The organism is Chitinophaga sp. RCC_12, assembly GCF_041360695.1.
Taxonomy (GTDB): domain Bacteria; phylum Bacteroidota; class Bacteroidia; order Chitinophagales; family Chitinophagaceae; genus Chitinophaga.
On the sequence record NZ_JBFUPS010000011.1, the window covers coordinates 257651 to 277259 of the forward strand.

At 46.9% G+C, this 19609-nt stretch carries 10 protein-coding genes; 3 read left to right on the forward strand and 7 right to left on the reverse strand.

Features of this window, described 5'->3' with window-relative positions:
* Positions 1–69 precede the first annotated feature (69 nt).
* On the forward strand, positions 70–2613 hold the full coding sequence (locus AB6805_RS27425; protein WP_370912627.1) for a TonB-dependent receptor: 2544 nt from the start codon (positions 70–72) through the stop codon (positions 2611–2613).
* 140 nt (positions 2614–2753) lie between these two features.
* On the opposite strand, the gene AB6805_RS27430 is transcribed toward AB6805_RS27425, so the two are convergent.
* Positions 2754–3881 carry a tetratricopeptide repeat protein gene (locus AB6805_RS27430; protein ID WP_370912628.1) on the reverse strand — a complete coding sequence of 376 codons (1128 nt, stop codon included), beginning with the start codon at positions 3879–3881 and terminating at the stop codon, positions 2754–2756.
* Positions 3882–4573: 692 nt separating this feature from the next.
* Here AB6805_RS27430 and AB6805_RS27435 point away from each other — a divergent pair.
* Positions 4574–7807: a SusC/RagA family TonB-linked outer membrane protein gene (locus AB6805_RS27435; protein ID WP_370912629.1), complete on the forward strand. Its 3234-nt coding sequence runs from the start codon at positions 4574–4576 to the stop codon at positions 7805–7807.
* A 15-nt stretch (positions 7808–7822) separates the two neighbouring features.
* Positions 7823–9349, forward strand: a complete 1527-nt coding sequence (locus AB6805_RS27440) for a RagB/SusD family nutrient uptake outer membrane protein (protein WP_370912630.1) — start codon at positions 7823–7825, stop codon at positions 9347–9349.
* Positions 9350–9422: 73 nt separating this feature from the next.
* Here the strand turns inward: AB6805_RS27440 and AB6805_RS27445 are convergent, their stop codons facing one another.
* The 6 genes from AB6805_RS27445 to AB6805_RS27470 all read right to left on the reverse strand — a co-directional run bounded on the left by AB6805_RS27445 (position 9423) and on the right by AB6805_RS27470 (position 19547).
* Positions 9423–9698 (reverse strand): hypothetical protein, encoded by a 276-nt coding sequence (locus AB6805_RS27445; RefSeq protein WP_370912631.1) that lies wholly within the window; start codon positions 9696–9698, stop codon positions 9423–9425.
* 131 nt (positions 9699–9829) lie between these two features.
* Positions 9830–11353: an aldehyde dehydrogenase family protein gene (locus AB6805_RS27450; protein ID WP_370912632.1), complete on the reverse strand. Its 1524-nt coding sequence runs from the start codon at positions 11351–11353 to the stop codon at positions 9830–9832.
* The gene (locus tag AB6805_RS27455; protein ID WP_370912633.1) at positions 11353–12246 is read right to left on the reverse strand and encodes a DUF1338 domain-containing protein; all 894 of its coding nucleotides are present in this window, start codon (positions 12244–12246) and stop codon (positions 11353–11355) included. The genes AB6805_RS27450 and AB6805_RS27455 overlap by 1 nt, the downstream gene beginning before the upstream one ends.
* Positions 12247–12263: 17 nt before the next feature.
* Entirely contained in the window at positions 12264–14555 is a 2292-nt protein-coding gene (locus AB6805_RS27460; protein ID WP_370912634.1) for an aminotransferase class III-fold pyridoxal phosphate-dependent enzyme, read from the reverse strand.
* A gap of 4 nt (positions 14556–14559) precedes the next feature.
* Positions 14560–16449, reverse strand: coding sequence for a trehalase family glycosidase (locus AB6805_RS27465; RefSeq protein ID WP_370912635.1), 1890 nt, complete (start codon positions 16447–16449; stop codon positions 14560–14562).
* 5 nt (positions 16450–16454) lie between these two features.
* Positions 16455–19547, reverse strand: a complete 3093-nt coding sequence (locus tag AB6805_RS27470) for a glycoside hydrolase family 2 TIM barrel-domain containing protein (RefSeq protein ID WP_370912636.1) — start codon at positions 19545–19547, stop codon at positions 16455–16457.
* Positions 19548–19609: the final 62 nt, after the last annotated feature.

Below are 19609 nucleotides of genomic sequence, written 5' to 3' on the forward strand. Positions count from 1 at the left end.
AACAGTGCGTCCCTATTTCTTCTGCTGTCAAAAGCTCACGCATATTAGAAAACAATTAATTCAACCACAATGATAAAACTACTACCACTATTCCTCCCTATCTTATTGGCAGTTAACATAGCGGCTGCCCAAACCACCTTACAGGGTGTGATAAAAAACGGAGAGGGCACACCTTTACCGGGAGCCACCGTATTAGTAAAAGGTACCAATGTGCATGCACTTGCGGATTCTGTTGGCCGTTTTTCCCTTGAAACACAAAAAGATCCCCCGTTCACCCTGTTGGTTAGCTTCATTGGCCATAAACCAAAGGAGCTACATGTTCCCAAACAACCATCCGGCTCCCTGCAGGTAGCGCTTGCGAAAAATGATTTGCTGTCGGAAGTGGTGATCACAGCCAGGCGACGAAAGGAAACACTGCAAAATGTTCCCATTCCCATATCCGTGATCAGTGGCGCACTTGCGGAAGATGCAGGCGCATTCAATGTAAACCGCTTAAAAGAACTGGTTCCCTCCGTTCAACTATATTCCTCCAATCCGCGTAACACGGGGCTAAGCATCCGCGGGTTGGGCACTACCTTCGGTCTTACCAACGATGGTATTGATCCAGGCGTAGGATTTTATGTAGATGGCGTGTACTATGCCCGCACGGCCGCCACTACCATCGACTTCCTCGACGTAGAACAAATTGAAGTATTGCGCGGGCCACAAGGAACACTGTTTGGAAAAAATACCACTGCCGGCGCATTTAACGTAACCACGCGTAAGCCGAGCTTTACGCCCGGCGCCAGCTTTGAGCTTAGTTATGGCAACTACGGATACATCCAGGCGAAGAGTTCTCTCACCGGGCCTTTAGGAAAAAAAGTAGCCGCACGCTTATCATTTTCAGGTACACAACGCGACGGACTGCTTTACAATGTTGCCAAAAACAAACCAACGAATGACCTTAATAATCTCGGCGCCCGCGCACAAATATTATTCAAGCCTTCAGAGAAAGTAGACATCATCCTGGCGGCAGATGCCACCCGGCAGCGCCCCGACGGATATGCACAGGTATATGCAGGCACTGCTCCGACCCTGCGTGCAGGCTACCGGCAATTCAACAGCATCATTACGGATCTCAATTATAAACTGCCAACGCTTAATCCATTCGACCGGGTAATTGACCACGATACCCCGTGGCAATCCTACCAGGATTTCGGCGGCGTGTCACTCAATGTTGATATCCAGCTGGGACCAGGGAAACTGACATCCACTACGGCTTACCGGTACTGGAACTGGGATCCTTCCAACGACAGGGACTTTACAGGACTACAGGCTTTGGCATTATCACAGGCGCCATCGAAACATAAACAATGGTCGCAGGAAGTACGTTGGGCAGGATCGCTGCATCCCCGCCTCAGCGCAGTGTTTGGCCTATTTGCCTTTGGCCAGCAACTGGATCCGGATGGCGCACACACCGAAGAATCCGGGCGCGATCAGTGGCGCTTCTCTCAAAGCACTACCAGCGACCTGTGGAAAACCCCGGGACTTTTTGATGGATACGGTATCAAATCGTATCCCCGGCTTAAAACTTTTAGCGGCGCTTTCTTTGGTCAGCTCGACTGGAAAATTTCCAATCGTCTGAACCTGTTGCCCGGTCTGCGTTTCAACTATGATGATAAAAAAGTGGACTTCCGGCGCGATACCTATGGTGGTTTACAAACAGAAGACCCGCAACTGATTGCACTTAAAAACCTGGTTTATACCTCACAGGCATTTAAAACAGATATTGACGATACCAACTTGTCCGGTCAGTTAACACTGGCATTCAAAGTGAACAGCCGGATCAATACTTTTGCCACCTTCTCTACCGGCTTCAAACCTATTGGCCTTAACCTCGGCGGATTACCCACCGCTTCCGGCAAAACAATGCTGGAACTGGCCGTGATCAAACCGGAAGAAGTACGTCACTATGAAGTAGGTATCAAAACCTCACCTTCTCCTAATTCAACCGTAAACCTGACCGTTTATAATACCGATATCTCCGACTACCAAACACAGGTACAGGCGGCAGATCTTTCCGTAAACCGTGGCTACCTTGCCAATGCAGAGAAAGTTCGTGTACGCGGCGCTGAGCTGGATGCCAACATAAAAATAAAAGACTTCCTCTCCTTCTATGGAGCGCTGGCTTACACCGACGGTAAATATGTGTCATTCAAAAACGCGCCGCCGCCACTTGAAGAAACCGGTGGCCCTACTTTCAAGGATATTTCCGGTGGTGAGTTACCCGGTATCTCTAAATGGGCCGCCTCTTTAGGCGGAGAAGTAACCGCTGTCGGAAAGCTGCTGGGCCACGATGGCAACTTCTTCCTGGCGCTGGATAGTTACTACCGTTCTTCGTTCTCTTCTAATCCTACTCCTTCCAAATACCTGGTAGTGGATTCATATGTACTGCTCAATGGCAGGGTGGGATTCCGGGCGCCTAACGGCTTGTCGCTCTTTGTTTGGGGCCGCAACCTGCTTGACAAAGATTATTTTGAACAACTGTTACCCGGAGCCGGCAATGCCGGTCACTATGCCGGTGTACTGGGCGATCCACGCACATATGGCGTAACAATACGATATTCTTTATAAATTATTTCACCGGCACGCTGTTGCAAAGTTTAACGCTTTGCAACAGCTTGTTGATAGATACCGGTCGATAGTACTGATAATATATTTTCCGGGAGAAAAAAATTGAAACCAGGTCCGGGATCTGATTGGTTCCAGATTTCCTATTTACTTTCAGCCACTGTTTTGTATTTCTTCTCCAGAATATTAACTACCGCATTTTTCAAATCATCATACTTAAAGTTATCATTAAACCCGATGCCATAGTTTAAATGCGTTCCTCCCTGAGAACCACAAAGAATATATTTCGGGCCTCCCATCTCTACAGAAATAGGTGAATATTCCGTTTGTATAGTGAAGTCCACATTTCCAATGGAATCCAGCACATAAAAAATCTGCTTATTAAAAATCCCCCGTTTAGGGCCTTCTTCATATCGCTCAAAAGCCTGGATGGATTTACCTTTCCACTTAAACTGATCAAAGCAGAACATATCTTCCATATTTTCTTTCAGCAGTCCTTGTTTGTGCGCATCATATAAACTGGCTCTATAAAACTTTGCCTTTTCATAGGTTTTATTATGATAATACACCTGGATCAGTTTTGCATAAGCATGAAAGTCGGATGAATCGGATTTTATCACTGCAAGAAAAGCCGTTTCCGCTTTATCATAGTTGCCGTTCAGAGATTCGATCTGGCCGATGTTAAACCACGACTTCGTATATCCCTCGCTTCCATGGGGAAGCTTCGATGTATTATTATAAAGTGCTTCCAGCGCTTTCGACTCCTGGTGCAGATTAAAGTATACCTGGGGAACCATTAAAAACGGCCGCTCGCCGGGAGCTTTCTTTTCCGTTGCCGTTTTATAATTTTCGAGGGCCGATTCATACAGGTGGAGATTGTAGTATGCATCTCCCAATCCGCTGTAATATTCTGCGGTATCTGGCTTCAGTGCAATGGCAGCTTTGAAGCATTTAATCGACTGATCAAACTGCTGCATGTAATTCAGTGTAGATCCTTTTATAAAATATGCCCGGTGATCATTCGCATTTTTATCAATAGAAAGATCCATAAATTTCAGGCAGCTATCATCCTGCTGTTTCATAAAATACGCATATCCTACGTAGTATAATGCTGCTGAAGACAGGTGCTCCTGTGCGGGAGCATACTGCGTGATAATTGCATCAAATTGTTTGTCGGTGGTTAATTTTTGTAGTGAAGCAAGAGTAGTATCCTGCGCAAAGGAGAATACTACCTGGAGACTAAGCATTATTGTTAAGAGTATCTTGTTCATAGATAGCGCTAAATTTGAGCGGATACTAATATAGGCAAAAGGGTTAAACAATACTTCCTGCGGAATTCTTTGCGTCAATAAAGTGCGCTCTCAAAAAAAAATTATAAAAAGAAAAAGTTTTATTTATTTTTACGGCAGGAGCACATCAATTACAACAAAACTATACCCGATGGAAGGTGGCCATGCCGGCCCTTCTATACCTTTAGAATTTATTGCGTGAGCACTGAAGTTATAGTAACCCGTTTCGGTAGTAAAACCAAAGTCTAACCTAAATTACAGCAGTACTATGGCGATTTTATCCTGAGTTAAAAGTCAAAATATTTTATCTAAACAGCTAAATGCTAAGATGGATGTCTTAGGAATGATAACTTATTGTACAAGTCTAAATCTAAACAACGCCTTTAGGGGCGGCCTATTTGCTTATATGAGAACTAAAATCCAAAATCTGAATAAGGGCTACTGAGGCGGCGCTTCAGTAGTACATATTCGCTTACGAGATAAAATTCAAGCTGAATTTTTAAAGAGATGTTTTAAAGGCCGGCGCCTTTAACGTCATTCTTGCGCGTAGTAAATCCAGTTTGAAATAAACCTGCATATCTCCTGATATGTGCGGCTGGCAGGGCTATGGGGATACTACAGCTGCAATCTTTTCTATGTCTGAGTTTTCTTTCTATATCTAAATCTAAATTTTCATGAGAAAAAGTTTACTTGTTTTTTTCCTGTTGAGCATGCTGCAAACCATTGCAGTATTTGCACAGGAAAAAAGAATTACCGGTAAAGTTACCAACACCGCCGATGGAAGCGGTATTCCCGGCACTTCGGTAGTAATCCAGGGTACATCCACGGGAACCCAAACCGATGCAAATGGCAATTACAGTATTACTGTGCCTCCCGGCAAAGTGTTATCGTTCCGCTCCATAGGCTTTGCGATAAAAAATATTACGGTAGGCGCCTCAGATATTATCAACGTGACACTCGCCGTGCAACGTGATGATCTGAACGAGGTGATTGTAGTCGCTTATGGTAATGCAAAGAAAGAATCGCTGACAGGTTCTGTAGCTGCAATTAAGGCCAAAGACATCGAAAAACGCCCTGTTTCCAATGCGCTGAGTGTGTTGGAAGGTAGTGCAGGTATTCAGGTTAATAACACTACAGGAACACCGGGTGCACTGCCCAGTATCCGCATCCGCGGGTTTAGTTCTGTAAACGGTGATAACACTCCGTTGTATGTTATTGATGGCGTGCCTTTTTCCGGCAATGTAACGGATATCAATCCGGCAGACATAGAATCTGTTTCTGTATTGAAAGACGCTGCAGCCGGCGCCTTATATGGCAACAAGGCATCTAACGGTGTTATTATTATGACCACAAAAAGGGCTTCCAAAGCCAGCGATGGCAATGTGAACCTGGTTATGAACCAGGGCGTATACACCCGTGGTATCAAAGAATATAAAGTACTGAGCGCTAACGAGTTTATGGAAACCATGTGGAAAGGTTACAGAAACAACCTGATGTCTACCAACCCTGCCGGCTATCCGACGAAAGAAGCGGCCGGTGCAAAAGCCACCAGCAGCTTGATTTCCGACTACTTATACTTAAACATCTACAACAAACCAGACGACCAGCTATTTGATGCCAACGGCAAACTGGTTGGTGATGCCAGGATAAAATCAGGCTACGCCAATGACCTGAACTGGTTTGATGGTGTGGAAAGAACCGGTTTCCGCCAGGAATACTCAATCAATGGTAGTGCAAGCAATAAAAAAAGTAATCTCTATTACTCCGCCGGATATCTTGATGAAGACGGATATGTGATAAATACCGGTTATAAAAGATTCACCGGCAGGATTAACGCTGATATACAGGCGAAAGACTGGTTTAAATACGGATTTAATCTCGCTGGTTCCCATCAGAATACCAGCAATATTTCCGCTACTTCAACAAGTGCGTCTTCCTATGCCAACCCCTTCATGTATGCCAGGGGCATAGCACCTATCTATCCTGTACACTTACACGACAAAGCTACCGGTGAACTGGTACTGGATGATGCCGGTAAAGAACAATATGATGATGGTTCTACCAGCCGCAATCAATTTATTGGCCGTCATACTACCTGGGAAAATGAACTGAATAAAGACCTGGTATATAGAAATACAGTAAATGGCCAGGTGTTCCTGGACTTTAAATTGCCGAAAGACTTTACTTTCACCGTAAAGGGCGACCTCAACGTCCGCAACAGTGATACCCAGACTTACGATAACGCCATCATCGGTGATGGTGCAGGTAACCAGGGCCGCGCATCCCGTACCAACTACCGCTATAAAAATTACACCGCCCAGCAAATGCTGAACTGGGGTAAATCTTATGGTTTTCATACAGTGGATGCGCTGGTAGGTCATGAAAACTATTACGACAACTACAACTATCTGTATGGATATAAGACGACCGAAACGTTTGCGAATGCAACCGAATTAGTAAACTTTACCAACATTACTGATCTCACCGACTACCAGGTAAACTACAGATCCGAGGGATACTTCGCACGTGCACGCTATAACTACGATGAAAAGTATTTCCTGGATGGTTCATTCAGAAGAGATGGTTCTTCCAAGTTCTATAAAGATAACCGCTGGGGTAATTTCTGGTCATTAGGTGGTAGCTGGCTCTTGTCTAAAGAAAAGTTCTTTACCGGCCTTTCCCGATATGCGGATTATGCAAAGCTCCGTGCTTCTTACGGCCAGGTAGGTAACGACGCAAGCGCCGCCACCTACGCATACATGGCATTGTATACCATTGATCAGAATAACAATCTTGCCGCGTTATATAAAACGCAAAACGAAGCACTGGATCTGCAATGGGAAACCTCTTCTTCCATTTCTGCCGCTTTGGAAACACGTTTGTTCAACAGGGCCAACTTCACTATTGAGTATTTTGATAAACGTTCACAAAACCTGTTATTTGATGTAAGCTTACCATTATCTGCCGGTGGTACTTCTAATACGGTAGCCGAGTCTGTTATCACAAAAAACCTGGGTACGGTTTCCAATAAAGGCTTTGAGCTGTCGCTGGATGTTGATGTAATCAGGAAGAGAGATTTTAAATGGAACGTTGGCGTAAATGCTACCTTCCTGAAAAATAAAATTGTTTCCTTACCGGAGCAAAACCGGGCCAATGGGATTATCAACGGGAATTATAAATACATGGAAGGACATGGCATTTATGACTTCTGGACATACCAGTACGCAGGCGTGGATCAAATGACCGGCAGCGCTTTATACCTGGCGGACAATGAAAACTTCGATCCGAAAGATGTAAATGGCGCACACTACAAATATCTTGTAAATATCAACGGCGTTGACTATACCACCTACACCACTTACGCAAAACGTGATTGGTCAGGCAGTGCCATCCCGGATGTTTTTGGCAGCTTCTCCACCGGACTTACCTACAAAGATCTCACATTGTCCGGTATCTTCACCTATTCCCTGGGAGGTAAAGTTTATGATGATTCCTACCTGGATCTGATGACTATGTCGGGTACTGTAGGCCAGATGCATAAAGACGTACTAAAATCATGGGATGGAGTTCCTTCCGGCATCACAGAAACTTCTTCCAACCGTATTGACCCTAAAGGCGTTCCTGTAATGGATTTCTCCAAAAGCAATTATAGCAACGCTATGTCAACCCGGTTTCTCCAGAATGGTTCTTACTTCGTAGTGAAGAATATTGCTTTGGCTTACCAGGTACCTTTTTCTTTACTACAGAAAATAGACATCAGATCTGCCAGATTTACTTTGAGTGTTGAAAACCTGGTGACGCTTACAAAACTACAAGGCATGAATCCGCAGCAGTCGTTTAACGGAAGAAGCCTGAACGCTTTTGTAACGCCACGTGTAATATCTCTTGGTGTTAATATTGGTTTATAATTAAAAAGAAGAAAGATGAATAAGATATATAATATAGGTTTGTTGTTTTTTGTACTGCTTGCAGGCTCTTGTAAAAAAGACTACCTGGACACCGTACCTACCAGCTCAACCGGTACTTCTACTGCATTTGAATCAACGGAAAATGCAAAATTAGCCGTTAACGGCCTGGCCAAAATGATGACGGTGCAGTACCTGTCTTCCCAGGGATTCAACGGGGAAGGAACGATTAAAATGTATTATGGCAACTACCCTGGCAACAATTTTTATGTAAACCTGCCGGGCTGGGCCACGCTTATCAATGGTACTATCAACGAAAATGTAAGTAGCATTTATGACTACTATCCATGGTACTACTATTACAAAGTAATTGGCAATGCCAACGCCATCATTTTTTACATTGATGCCGCAAAGGGATCAGAGGCTGATAAAAATTTCATCAAAGCACAGGCATTAACCTACAGGGCCTACTGCTATACTATGCTGGCACAGTTATATGGTAACAGATGGAGCGATTCCAATAACGGCGCAACTCCGGGCGTTGTGCTGAGAACGGACCTCTCCAATGGCGATCTCGAAAGATCTTCACTGGGAGCTACCTATAGCCTTATCTACAGTGACCTGGATAAAGCGATCGAACTGTTCACCGCCGCTGGTAAATCCAGGTCGAAGAATTTTGAAATGGATATCAATGTGGCGTATGCAGTTTATGCCCGTGCAGCACTCACACGCCAGGACTATCCAAAAGCAGAGGCTTTTGCTGCCAAAGCCCGCACCGGATATCCTTTGATGTCTGTAGCTGACTACAAAGCAGGCTTCTCTACTCCAAACAGCGAATGGTTATGGAGCAGCTATGGCGCATCAGATGAGACCTTATACTATTACTCTTACCAGTCATACATCGCATACAATTCCAGCGCTTCTGCAGTCAGAACTTATCCTAAGTGTATCAGCAAAGAATTGTATAATAAAATTCCTGCTACGGATATCCGCAAAAACCTGTTCCTGGATCCCAAAACAGATCCTTATACAACTGCCACAGGCGCCGCCGGCGCAGCATTGAAAGCCCGTGCTTTCCAGCTGTTCCCGGATATCTACAGCACTTCAAACGTATACGCCTATATGCAGTTTAAAGTGAAAGCGAATGATCAGCCCGGCGTCGGTAATGTGAATCACTTCCGCTCTTCCGAAATGTATCTGATTGAAGCAGAAGCAAAATATTACCAGAATAAGCCGGCAGCCGAAGTTCAGCAGGTACTGGTTGACTTAACGAAAAACTCGGGACGTGACGCAAGCTATACCTGCACCAAAACCGGTACAGACCTGCTAAATGAAATCAAAACATACCGCGCTATTGAGCTGTGGGGAGAAGGTTTCGATTGGTTTGACATGAAACGTTGGGGAGACCCTATTGTAAGACGCGATTACGCCAACGGTGGTAATTTTATAACTTCTTTGGCTATTACCATCACTCCGGAAAGCAATAACAAATGGACCTGGAAAGTTCCGTTGAAAGAATCAGATTATAATGGTGCTTTAGAATAGTATTCAATCAATCAAAAAAATGGGCTGCAGGTAATTCACCTCGCAGCCCATTTTGAATTTTATAATAGAGAAATTAGTCCGTCTCCTCACACATCTTCAGGTAACGCCGGTGATTGGCCGGTTCAATATCAACCTTGCTGAATATTTCCTTTGCCACTTCAAAAGCAGTCAGGGAAGATGGCATTTTTTCTCCCTTAAAATAATAATCCTTCTTATCCCTGGCCAAGGCCTTATATACCGGGTGTACTTTAAAAGAGGCATAATCTGCTGCCACCGGGTCGAGGCTGTATGCATAGTGGTAAACTTTTTTCCCATCAGTAATATACTTAGATCCTGCGGACACTTTCATACTTCCGGGCTTCACTTTATAGATCGGGAAGATCTGATAATAGAGTGTGTCGCCATTCAGGAGATATCCACATAGACAATAAGAAAGGGGCCATGCTTTACAGCATAGCCCCTCCCGTGGTATACCCTGTATCAGAGATTAAACCGGATCCCTTGTGCCAGTGGCAGATGGGAGCCGTAATTAATGGTGTTGGTTTGTCTTCTCATATAAACTTTCCAGGCGTCGCTGCCGCTTTCCCTGCCACCGCCGGTTTCTTTTTCTCCGCCGAAGGCGCCTCCTATTTCTGCGCCGGAAGTACCGATGTTCACATTTGCAATCCCGCAATCGCTGCCGGAGGCAGACAGGAAGTATTCCGCCTCCCGGAGGTTCATGGTCATAATAGCGGAAGATAACCCCTGAGGTACCTCATTCTGTATGGCTACTGCTTCTTCTGTGGTTTTATATTTCATGAGATATAGAATGGGGGCAAAAGTTTCGGTTTGTACGATGGGGCAACCAGGCAGGACTTCTGCAATACAGGGTTTCACGTAACAACCGCTTTCATAACCCGGTCCCTCCATTACGCCGCCTTCCACAACAAAACGGCCTCCCTGCTCTTTACAGGCTGCAATAGCCTCCAGGTAAGTGTTTACGGCATCCTTATCTATTAAAGGTCCAACATGATTTAACTCATCCAGGGGATTGCCAATCCTGAGCTGGCCGTAGGCATGTACCAATAACTCCGTAAAACGGGTGTATATATCTTCATGGATGATCAGTCGCCGGGTGGTGGTGCAGCGCTGCCCGGCAGTGCCCACGGCGCCAAATACGCTGCCGGTGAGTGCCATGTCCAGGTCAGCATCTTTAGAAATTATGATGGCATTATTCCCACCAAGCTCCAGCAGGCAACGTCCAAACCTGGCCGCTACGGCAACACCTACATTTCTTCCCATGAGCGTTGACCCCGTGGCCGATACAATCGGTATTCTTACATCCGTGGACAGCAGAATGCCGGTTTCTTTTCCACCATTGATTAAGCAACTAACTCCTTCCGGTACATTGTTACGCTGTAATACCGTTGCAATGATTTTCTGGCAGGCGATGGCAGATACAGGTGTTTTCTCACTGGGTTTCCACACACATACGTCCCCGCATATCATTGCCAGCATTGCATTCCAGCTCCACACGGCCACCGGGAAATTAAAAGCAGATATTATACCCGTAATCCCCAGCGGGTGCCATTGCTCATACATCCGGTGCAACGGACGTTCGCTATGCATGGTAAGCCCATATAACTGACGGCTCAATCCTGTCGCAAAATCGCATATGTCAATCATCTCCTGTACTTCTCCCAAACCTTCCTGCAGGCTTTTCCCCATTTCAAAACTTACCAGGCTGCCCAGCGCCTGTTTCTTTTGGCGAAGCGCTTCTCCTACCTGCCGTACTATTTCGCCGCGTTGCGGCGCAGGTACGGTACGCCAATACGCAAAGGCTTTTACCGCAGTATTGATCACCGCGTCATAATCAGTTTCATCAGCCGTCGTAACAGTAGCAATCAGCTGCCCGTTTACAGGAGAATACGACGCGAGATCTACGCCCCTGCTGTTCAACCAGTTCATACCGGTGCTAACGCCGGAATTGTGCGGCATTATACCTAACTCCTTTAGAAATTCCATTACTTTTTATTGGTTTGAGATGAATACGTGCTTTCGAATATTTTGTTGGCATTGGCTGCCTCAAAGCCCTCCCGGCGATGTTCCCTTTTTATGGCTATAGCATTCAGATGCCGGAATGCAGGCAACACGCGGCGCTCCGCGAATTCTACATAAGAACCGGAGATCGGGTGCTTTTCACCATCTGCAAATGCTGCTGTTATCATACCCGCTACAGTGGAGCTTTGCAGCAAAAGGCCATCCGGACTTTCCTTGAACTTTCCGCCGGCATCATTAAGCACGAAGCCATGTTTTTCAAGAAACTGGTTGAACGCTGCAATGTCATTATAGCCAGGCTTCAGGTTGTGTACACTGATCGTGAAATGATTGAGATAATAACGGTTGTAAATAGTCCATGAAGCATATTCACTTTCTTTCGCTAATGTTGAAAAATCGCTGTAAGCAGGTAGTCTCCAAAGACCGCTGTGGAGAAAATCATCTACCGCAGCGGCATCGTTCAGATCCAGTTGCAGTACAGGATCCGCAGTAACTTCATCTGTATAATGGTGTATAATATCCTGAGCTTCGGGAGAAAGGTCTTTCACCCGGAGCTCACTGATAAAGATACGGGGCAAAGAAGGCGCCGGCGGGGCATACCAATAAGCGTCAAGTTTCTTTTCAGCGAAATAATAATAATCCCTTTTGACATATCCATGGTGCAGGAATATTTTCTCCAGTGATTGGATGCCCAGGTGGGGCACGCCAATTGTCCGGAATGCGATGTGATCATTTTCAATTTCATTTGCATGTTGTATCAGTCCTTCTTCTATCATGGCTGATATTACTTTTTCCACATCCGGCACCCGTTCTTTATAACGGCGCATCAGGCCGTCCAGTATCAATTGCAGGTTACTCATACCTGTTATATTTTAAGTTAAAGATTGGATAATACTTCGTCGAGATGATGCACCATATCGGCAGCGTTTTCTTTACTGAACACCAGTGGCGGTTTTATTTTCAACACATTGTATAATGGTCCGTCGGTGCTGAGCAGAAATCCTCTTTCCTTCATTTCTTCCACTACCTTGTTGATCTCATCCACAGCGGGTTCCATAGAATTCCTGTTTTTCACCATCTCAGCTCCCACAAATAAACCGTGTCCTCTTACATCGCTGATAATGGTGTGTTTATTCATTAACCCCCGCAAGCCATCCATGAGGTAATTGCCTGTTTCCAGGGCATGCTGCTGCAAATCTTCAGATTGTATTACGTCCAGTACTGCCCTGCCGGTAGCCATTGAAACGGGGTTCCCGCCAAACGTATTGAAATACTCCATACCGTTGTTAAATGCAGCGGCAATTTCTTTGGTAACCACTACGGCAGCCAGGGGATGGCCGTTGCCGATAGGTTTACCCAACACTACGATATCAGGTTCCACCTGCTGCAGCTCAAATCCCCAGAACTTCTCTCCTACCCGCCCGAAACCTACCTGCACTTCGTCAGCAATACATACGCCGCCGGCTTCACGTACATGCCGGTATACGGCTTCCAGGTAATGATCCGGTAAAGGTATTTGTCCGCCTACACCCAACAATGTTTCACAGATAAAGGCCGCTACCTTGCCCTGATTCCCGGCGAGAATAGCTTGTACATCCTGCGCATATTTAACGCCCGCTTCCGGATCGTTGTACCGGTATGCTCCGCGGTATAAATCGGGAGAGATGGCTTTGTGGATATAAGGCATTTGCCCGGAGCCGCCTTTGCCATCGAACTTGTAGGGACTCATTTCCATTGCAACAGTAGACGTGCCATGATAAGCATGATCCAGCACCACCACATCCTTCCGGCGGGTAAAATGACGGCTCATGCGAATAGCCAGATCGTTTGCTTCACTTCCTGAATTGGTGAAGTAACATACGGAGAGCTTTGAAGGCAGCGTGCGATGGATCGCTTTGGCAAACTCCACCAGGTGGTCGTTCAGGTAGCGGGTATTCGTATTCAGCGTGGCAATCTGTTTCTGCATCGCTTTCACTACTACCGGGTGGCAATGCCCAACATGGCTTACATTATTCACGCAATCGATAAACGTATTTCCTTTGTCGTCGTAGAGGTATTGCAATGCACCTTTTACAATTTTCAATGGCTTGCGGTAGCTGATACTCAGGTTGGCACCGATGAATGTTTTCCTTTCCTGTAGCAACGGGCTGTAATCCTCGCCTAAATTGATAAGCGTGGGCATGCCACACGCTTTCCGGAAAGTATCTGCGGCTTTTAGTGGGTTTATCCGGATCAGTTGATTGAGCAGCGACCAGGCGTCCCGTTCTGTTACAAAGTGATGGCCGTTGACAGAGCCGAGCGAGGCCTGCCAGGCCGACTGTGTTACACTGATACAAAGCCTCGCAGCCACCAGGTAATAAATAAGATCCGTTTCCTGCTCTGTTAACGGGAAGGCGCTGTGATATCCCTGTATCACCCAGGACGCGGCCTGTAAAGGATCTTCCGTGTTCAGCATCGCATAGGTACAGGCAATAGCCACATTATTCACCAGTGCAGAATACACCATATCGCCCAGGTCTATCAAACCGCTTACTTCACCGTTTTGAACCAATACGTTATAGTCGTTGGCGTCGTTGTGGATGCTCGCATGACGAAGCGAGTCGAGCACCGGCAATACTTCTGTTTCAAAGGCAAGGAGAAAATATCCGGCCAGCCTTCTTTTTTCATGGTCGCGGATGCAATGCAGCAGGCGGTTAGCGCTTGCAGCAGTGCTGATATCCCAGGTGTAATGCCGGTGCAGGGCGTCATGTTGGAAATCCTGCATCGCCTCATCTGTTTTACCGAGGAAGCTGCCGAGACCAATATAGAGCTCCTTGTTTTTGTGCGGGACCTGCGCCCAGCATGCTCCTTCCAGCCAGGAGAGGATACGCAGGTAATATTGTTTACCGTCCTTGAAGATGGGCGTAAGTTCCTGCCGGTTTTTGTTGCGGAGTATCTGCTGAAAGTTCCACGCCACGGCGCTCACTGAAAGATGTTCCAGTATGCGGAGTTGCGCATCCAGGAAGGAGTAGCGCTTTTCTTCCCCCGTTATTTTGAGGATGAATTTACGGCCGGAGACGTCCGTTATTTTATAATTAAATTCATCGTAGCCCTGGAGTGTTTCCACTTCTACTGCAAGCAGGTAATTCTTTTGTACCAGTTGCTTTACTTCATTTGCTGTAAATTCCATGACGTTATTTATTTTTCAGTATCATTAACAAGTGTGCGGCAGACCAGCTGAAATTCTTTGCATTCAGCCCTTTACCGGTAAGCGGGTGATAGTTTTCATATACCGGTTCGTTGCCTGTCATGCCTGCTGCATTTTCCAATAGTTGCTTTTCGAATGCTGCGGCCAGGCTATCATAGCCGTATTTCCGTAAACCACTTGTACCGAAGGCAAACTGGTCCAGCCATACCGGCCCGCGCCAGTATCCTTTCATCGGATCAAAAGCAACATGATCGGCAGCCAGGGTAGGCAGCGGTACTTTCGTATTAAATTTTGCCGTGTCTTCCATTTTTTCTTTTACCCTTCTGGCCTGCTGCGAAGTGGCTACACCAGCCCATAACGGGATCCATCCTTCCGGGCCATCTACCTCTACACGGCCATTCGCCCTGGTGTCGTAGAAGTAACCGGCATGCTCATCGTAGAACTGTGTGCGAATTAGCGGGAGCAGCTTCTCCGCTTGCTGCCGGTAGGTATGTTGTTTGTTATCCAGGAGAGATGAAAGCTTTACCAGGTATAATTTCTCCGCATATAGATAAGTATTGAGATCTACACTTTCCTGGTTCAGCGACCAGGCGCTGTTGTTGTTTTGCAGCATCACCGCGCTGTCGAAGCGTACGGCATTATCCATCCCGCTTTCCCATGCTGCAGCTATGCGGGTACCATCGGTGGCGCCGTATTCGCAGAGACCATTCCGGTCGTGATCGCGGTTAGCATACCACCATTCATGATAGGCAATAAGTTTAGGCAGCATTTCTTTAACAAATGCTTTGTCTTTTGTATGCAGATAGATTTCCCACACTGCCCAGGCGGCAAGAGGAGGTTTGGTATCCCGCCAGTTGTTTTCCCGCTTATCTGCGTAGATACAGTCTGCCACCATGCCGTGATCATCCTGGTAATCGAACATGGAACGGACATTGTCTTTCGCCAGCTGGGGGAAAAAGGTGGCAAGGCCCGCGGCCTGCTTCCAGCTGTCCCAGCTCCACACGCCATAAAAGCCCTGGTAATTTACAGAGGGAAACACGCCGTCGTGCAGGATGTCTCTAGCGCTGCTTCGCCAGTTGGTAATAAGCGTGATGATACATTTGACTGCCAGCCGTTTCTTTATCTCTGTTAAATGAGATGCCAGGGAGAAATACCGGGAGAGATAACCATTCCATCGCGCTTCATTTTTTCTCAACGCTGTTTTGAAGTCGTATTGAAAAGGTTGCCGCGTTTCACCGGGATAATACGCCTGCACCTGTGTTTGTTCATAACTTCCGCCGGGTTGTATCACTACATTCTTCCAAAGCGCTTTATAAGTAAAGCTGTCCGCCTGCAATGCAGTGCCCTTGGGGAATACGGTTACAAAACCATTTACCCGCAGGGTGGAAGCCTCCGCAGTCATCCTCTTTTTTGTCTGACCATAATATTCCACATCCAGCGTACGGGGATGACGGGAACGGTTGGTAATTTTTGTGTACAGCAGTGCTTCGCGACTGGAAGCAAAAAGTAGCTGCTGGCATATCACCAGGCCGGCTATTTCGAACTGTTGCTGTAACAGGCCAGGATAAAACTTAATGTCGGACTTCGCTGCCGGCAGGTTAACCGGCACGCCATTTTCGCTGATGGCTAATCTTGAGAAAGAGCCGGAAAGCCATTCTCCCTGCATATCCATCAACAAGGGGCCCATAAAGGCGCCATTGTTTTCTTTCCCGGAGGGCAGTGCATAGGCATGCCATGCACCCATATCGCTGAATACATTGGCCTCGATACTTTCACTGGCAGGAGGTGCCGTCCGCAAATCCAATACATCAGGATAACGGTAGCGCTGCGCAGTAGCTGCCTGCACGGTGAGCAATAGTAATATCCATATTCTCATCTGCTTCATTTTATAGCGGGACGTAGCGTGAAAGAATAACTGTAATCCTGGTAAGGCAGCAAATATTCGGCGTGTGGGGTGGCGCCCCAGCTGTTGTCGCCGCCTACGCCCATTTGTTTATAATCGATATTCCACCATACCAGGTCTTCGTTTATCATAGAGCCGCCGTGGTTGTTCTCTGCTGCGTAGCGGTCAAACTCAAGATGATCCATATTGAAATGCAATACGCCTGTGCTGATATGCGGCTTGCCCTGTGCGGTCAATCCCACGCCGTTTTTATCGGTCAGGGTTATCCAGCGCACATCCGTTCTGTAGCCGCTTTCCTGTGCACGCGGATAAGGATGAAAAAGCTGATCGGCGTTCATGCTGTATACATCAATAGCTGCAGCAGTTTGCCGGTCGGCATAATTATCAAAAGGACCGCGGCCCAGCCACTTCACCTGATCGAATGCTCCGTGCAGGATCATGCGCATACCGAATCGCGGAAGCTCCGGCATGGGATCTCTCCCGGATTTCATCGCTACGCTGATGTTTATTACTCCATCTCCCGTTACTTTATACTCCGCTTTATACACTGCTTTTACCGCAGGCAGATAGTGCCAGGTGCGGATGATTACCTCTCGTTTATTTGTGGTGTCTATTTTCAGGGAATCGAGCCGCGCTGTTTGCAATACATCCTTCCATACGGCACAGCGGATCTGCTGACTGTTACCTATATCATTATCCGTTGCAGCGCGCCAGAAGTGCGGCTCAAGGGGTGACTTCATCATTGCCTGCTGCTCCCAGTTATAAGCGCTCAGCCAGCCAGTTTTCCGGCTGAATGCCACTTCAAAATCATCCCCGGCAATTTTTATTTGCGATGGGTCTTCTTTGATCGACATTGCTTTAATGCTTGCAGAAGCGGGCATTTCAGCCAGTGCCGCAGGCAAGGGGAACTGCTCCCATGCCGCGAGGTAGTGTGCAGGCACCAGTGGCGCATCGTGCCGCGTCCTCATTTCTATCGTAACAAAATATTCCGCACCGGGCTTCGCTTTCAACACCGGCAAAGGCAGCGTGATGATCTTTTCTTTATGGGGCGCCACGGAACCCGCATTCAGTTCACCTTTGGCGATCGTTTCCCCGTTTGACCTGATAACCCAGTTGAAATAAAACTGATCCAGATCTGTAAAATCGAGGCGGTTAATAATGCGGATACTGTTTGCCGACAACGGTACTGGTTCAAAGCCTGCCGGCTGTATTACTTTTTTAAATTCAAACGCCTGCGGATGCGGCGTACGATCGGCCGCAAACAACCCGTCAGCACAATAACTCGTATCGCTGGTAATTCCTACATTACCCATATCCCGGCCATAGGCCCAGATATCCCTTCCTGCTTTATCTTTCTTCTTAAAAGTCTGATCAGAAAAATCCCAGATAAAACCGCCCTGCAATTGCGGGTAACGATACATCAGGTCCCAGTACTCTTTCAGGTTACCACCGCCGTTGCCCATCATGTGCGCATATTCGCAAAGAATAAACGGACGGCTGCGCCACTCTCTCACATATCCCAGCAGCACACTGGTGGATTTATACATCGGGCACACGATGTCTGTAAATTCATTATCTCCTGCCGCTTCGTATTGAACCGGGCGGGTGTTGTCTTTTGATTTAAGATACCGGTAGGTAGCTTCAAAGTTTTCACCAAAGCCGCTTTCATTGCCCAACGACCATGTAATAATGGAGCAATGGTTCTTGTTAGTTTCAAACATCCTCCGGGTGCGGTGCAGATAGGCTTCTTTCCATTGCGGTTTATCGGATAGTGTTTTCATCGGATGAAACGACATGCCATCGCATTCAATATTGGCTTCGTCTACCACGTAAATACCGTATTCGTCGCAAAGGCGGTACCATTCCGGGCTGTTGGGATAGTGACTGGCACGTACCGCATTGATGTTATATAGTTTCATCAGCTGTATATCTTCCATCATATTTTCCTGCGTGATCACCTTCCCGGTGTACATGTTGTGTTCGTGCCGGTTTACGCCTTTGATCTTTACCGCCACGCCGTTTACCATCAATAGCCCATTCCTGATCTCTATCGTCCGGAAGCCTGTTTCATGCGCAATACATTCCACCAGCTTGCCATTTTTATCGAATTGGGAAATGAGTAGTTTATAAAGATGGGGATGCTCTGCATTCCAGCTTTTTACATTATGCAGCGTAGCATCAAAGTGATAATCTGCAGTACCGTTCAATGTTTGCTGTTGTTGTATAACGATGTTTCCCTTGTCATCCAGCAGTTTTATTTGCAAGCGTCCTTGTCGTGCTACTGTATTTAGTTGTACGTCCAGACTGAAGATGCCGTTGGTGTAAGTGCTGTCCAGACCTGCTTTTACAAAGAAATCGCGTACAGCTATATTAGGCTGTGCGATCAGCTGCACGCTTCGCTCTATTCCACTCAGCTTCCACATATCCTGCCCTTCCAGGTAGGTGGCGTCGCTAAAACGGAGTACCTGTACGGAAACCGTGTTCTCTCCTTTCCGTAAATAATGGGTGATATCAAATTCGGCGGCAGTTTTACTGTCTTTGCTAAAGCCTATGTACCGGCCATTGATCCAGCAATAAAAAAAGGAATTTACGGCACCGAAGCGGAGGATTATATTCCTTCCCGCCCATTCCGCGGGAATGGTAAAGCTCCGGCGGTAGGAGCCGGTGGGATTGTCGTTCTCCGGCGGATACGGCGGATTTACGGGAATAGGATATTCCACATCCGTGAAAATAAATTTATCGAAACCTTCCGTTTGCCAGTGCGCGGGCACTTTAATATCCTTCCAGTTGCTCACATCATAATGGTCCGCAAAAAAACTATCGGGGCTTGCTGCGGGTGATGCATCGAGCCTGAACTTCCAGGTGCCATCCAGCGAAAGCAGGAATGGGGACGGGGAACCCGAGATGGCAGCGGCCTCCGAGATGGCGGGTATAAACCATGCCCGCGGCGCCAGGGCGTTTTCTGTTTGTATCTCCGGGTGCTGCCAGGGCTGTGGATGCTGTTGGGAACTGGCAGTAAGAATATTGAGCCATAACAACCCACCAATCATCAATCCGGTGCTGTATTTCATTAAGTTCCTTGCTTATCTTGAAAAAAAATTACCGGCCGGCATACAACGGTACACCGGCCCGG

Bases quoted from the DNA above. Each gene is read 5' to 3' on its own strand.
- AB6805_RS27425 (WP_370912627.1), top strand. From the start codon at position 70: ATGATAAAACTACTACCACTATTCCTCCCTATCTTATTGGCAGTTAAC.
- AB6805_RS27430 (WP_370912628.1), bottom strand. From the start codon at position 3,881: ATGAACAAGATACTCTTAACAATAATGCTTAGTCTCCAGGTAGTATTC.
- AB6805_RS27435 (WP_370912629.1), top strand. From the start codon at position 4,574: ATGAGAAAAAGTTTACTTGTTTTTTTCCTGTTGAGCATGCTGCAAACC.
- AB6805_RS27440 (WP_370912630.1), top strand. From the start codon at position 7,823: ATGAATAAGATATATAATATAGGTTTGTTGTTTTTTGTACTGCTTGCA.
- AB6805_RS27445 (WP_370912631.1), bottom strand. From the start codon at position 9,698: ATGAAAGTGTCCGCAGGATCTAAGTATATTACTGATGGGAAAAAAGTT.
- AB6805_RS27450 (WP_370912632.1), bottom strand. From the start codon at position 11,353: ATGGAATTTCTAAAGGAGTTAGGTATAATGCCGCACAATTCCGGCGTT.
- AB6805_RS27455 (WP_370912633.1), bottom strand. From the start codon at position 12,246: ATGAGTAACCTGCAATTGATACTGGACGGCCTGATGCGCCGTTATAAA.
- AB6805_RS27460 (WP_370912634.1), bottom strand. From the start codon at position 14,555: ATGGAATTTACAGCAAATGAAGTAAAGCAACTGGTACAAAAGAATTAC.
- AB6805_RS27465 (WP_370912635.1), bottom strand. From the start codon at position 16,449: ATGAGAATATGGATATTACTATTGCTCACCGTGCAGGCAGCTACTGCG.
- AB6805_RS27470 (WP_370912636.1), bottom strand. From the start codon at position 19,547: ATGAAATACAGCACCGGATTGATGATTGGTGGGTTGTTATGGCTCAAT.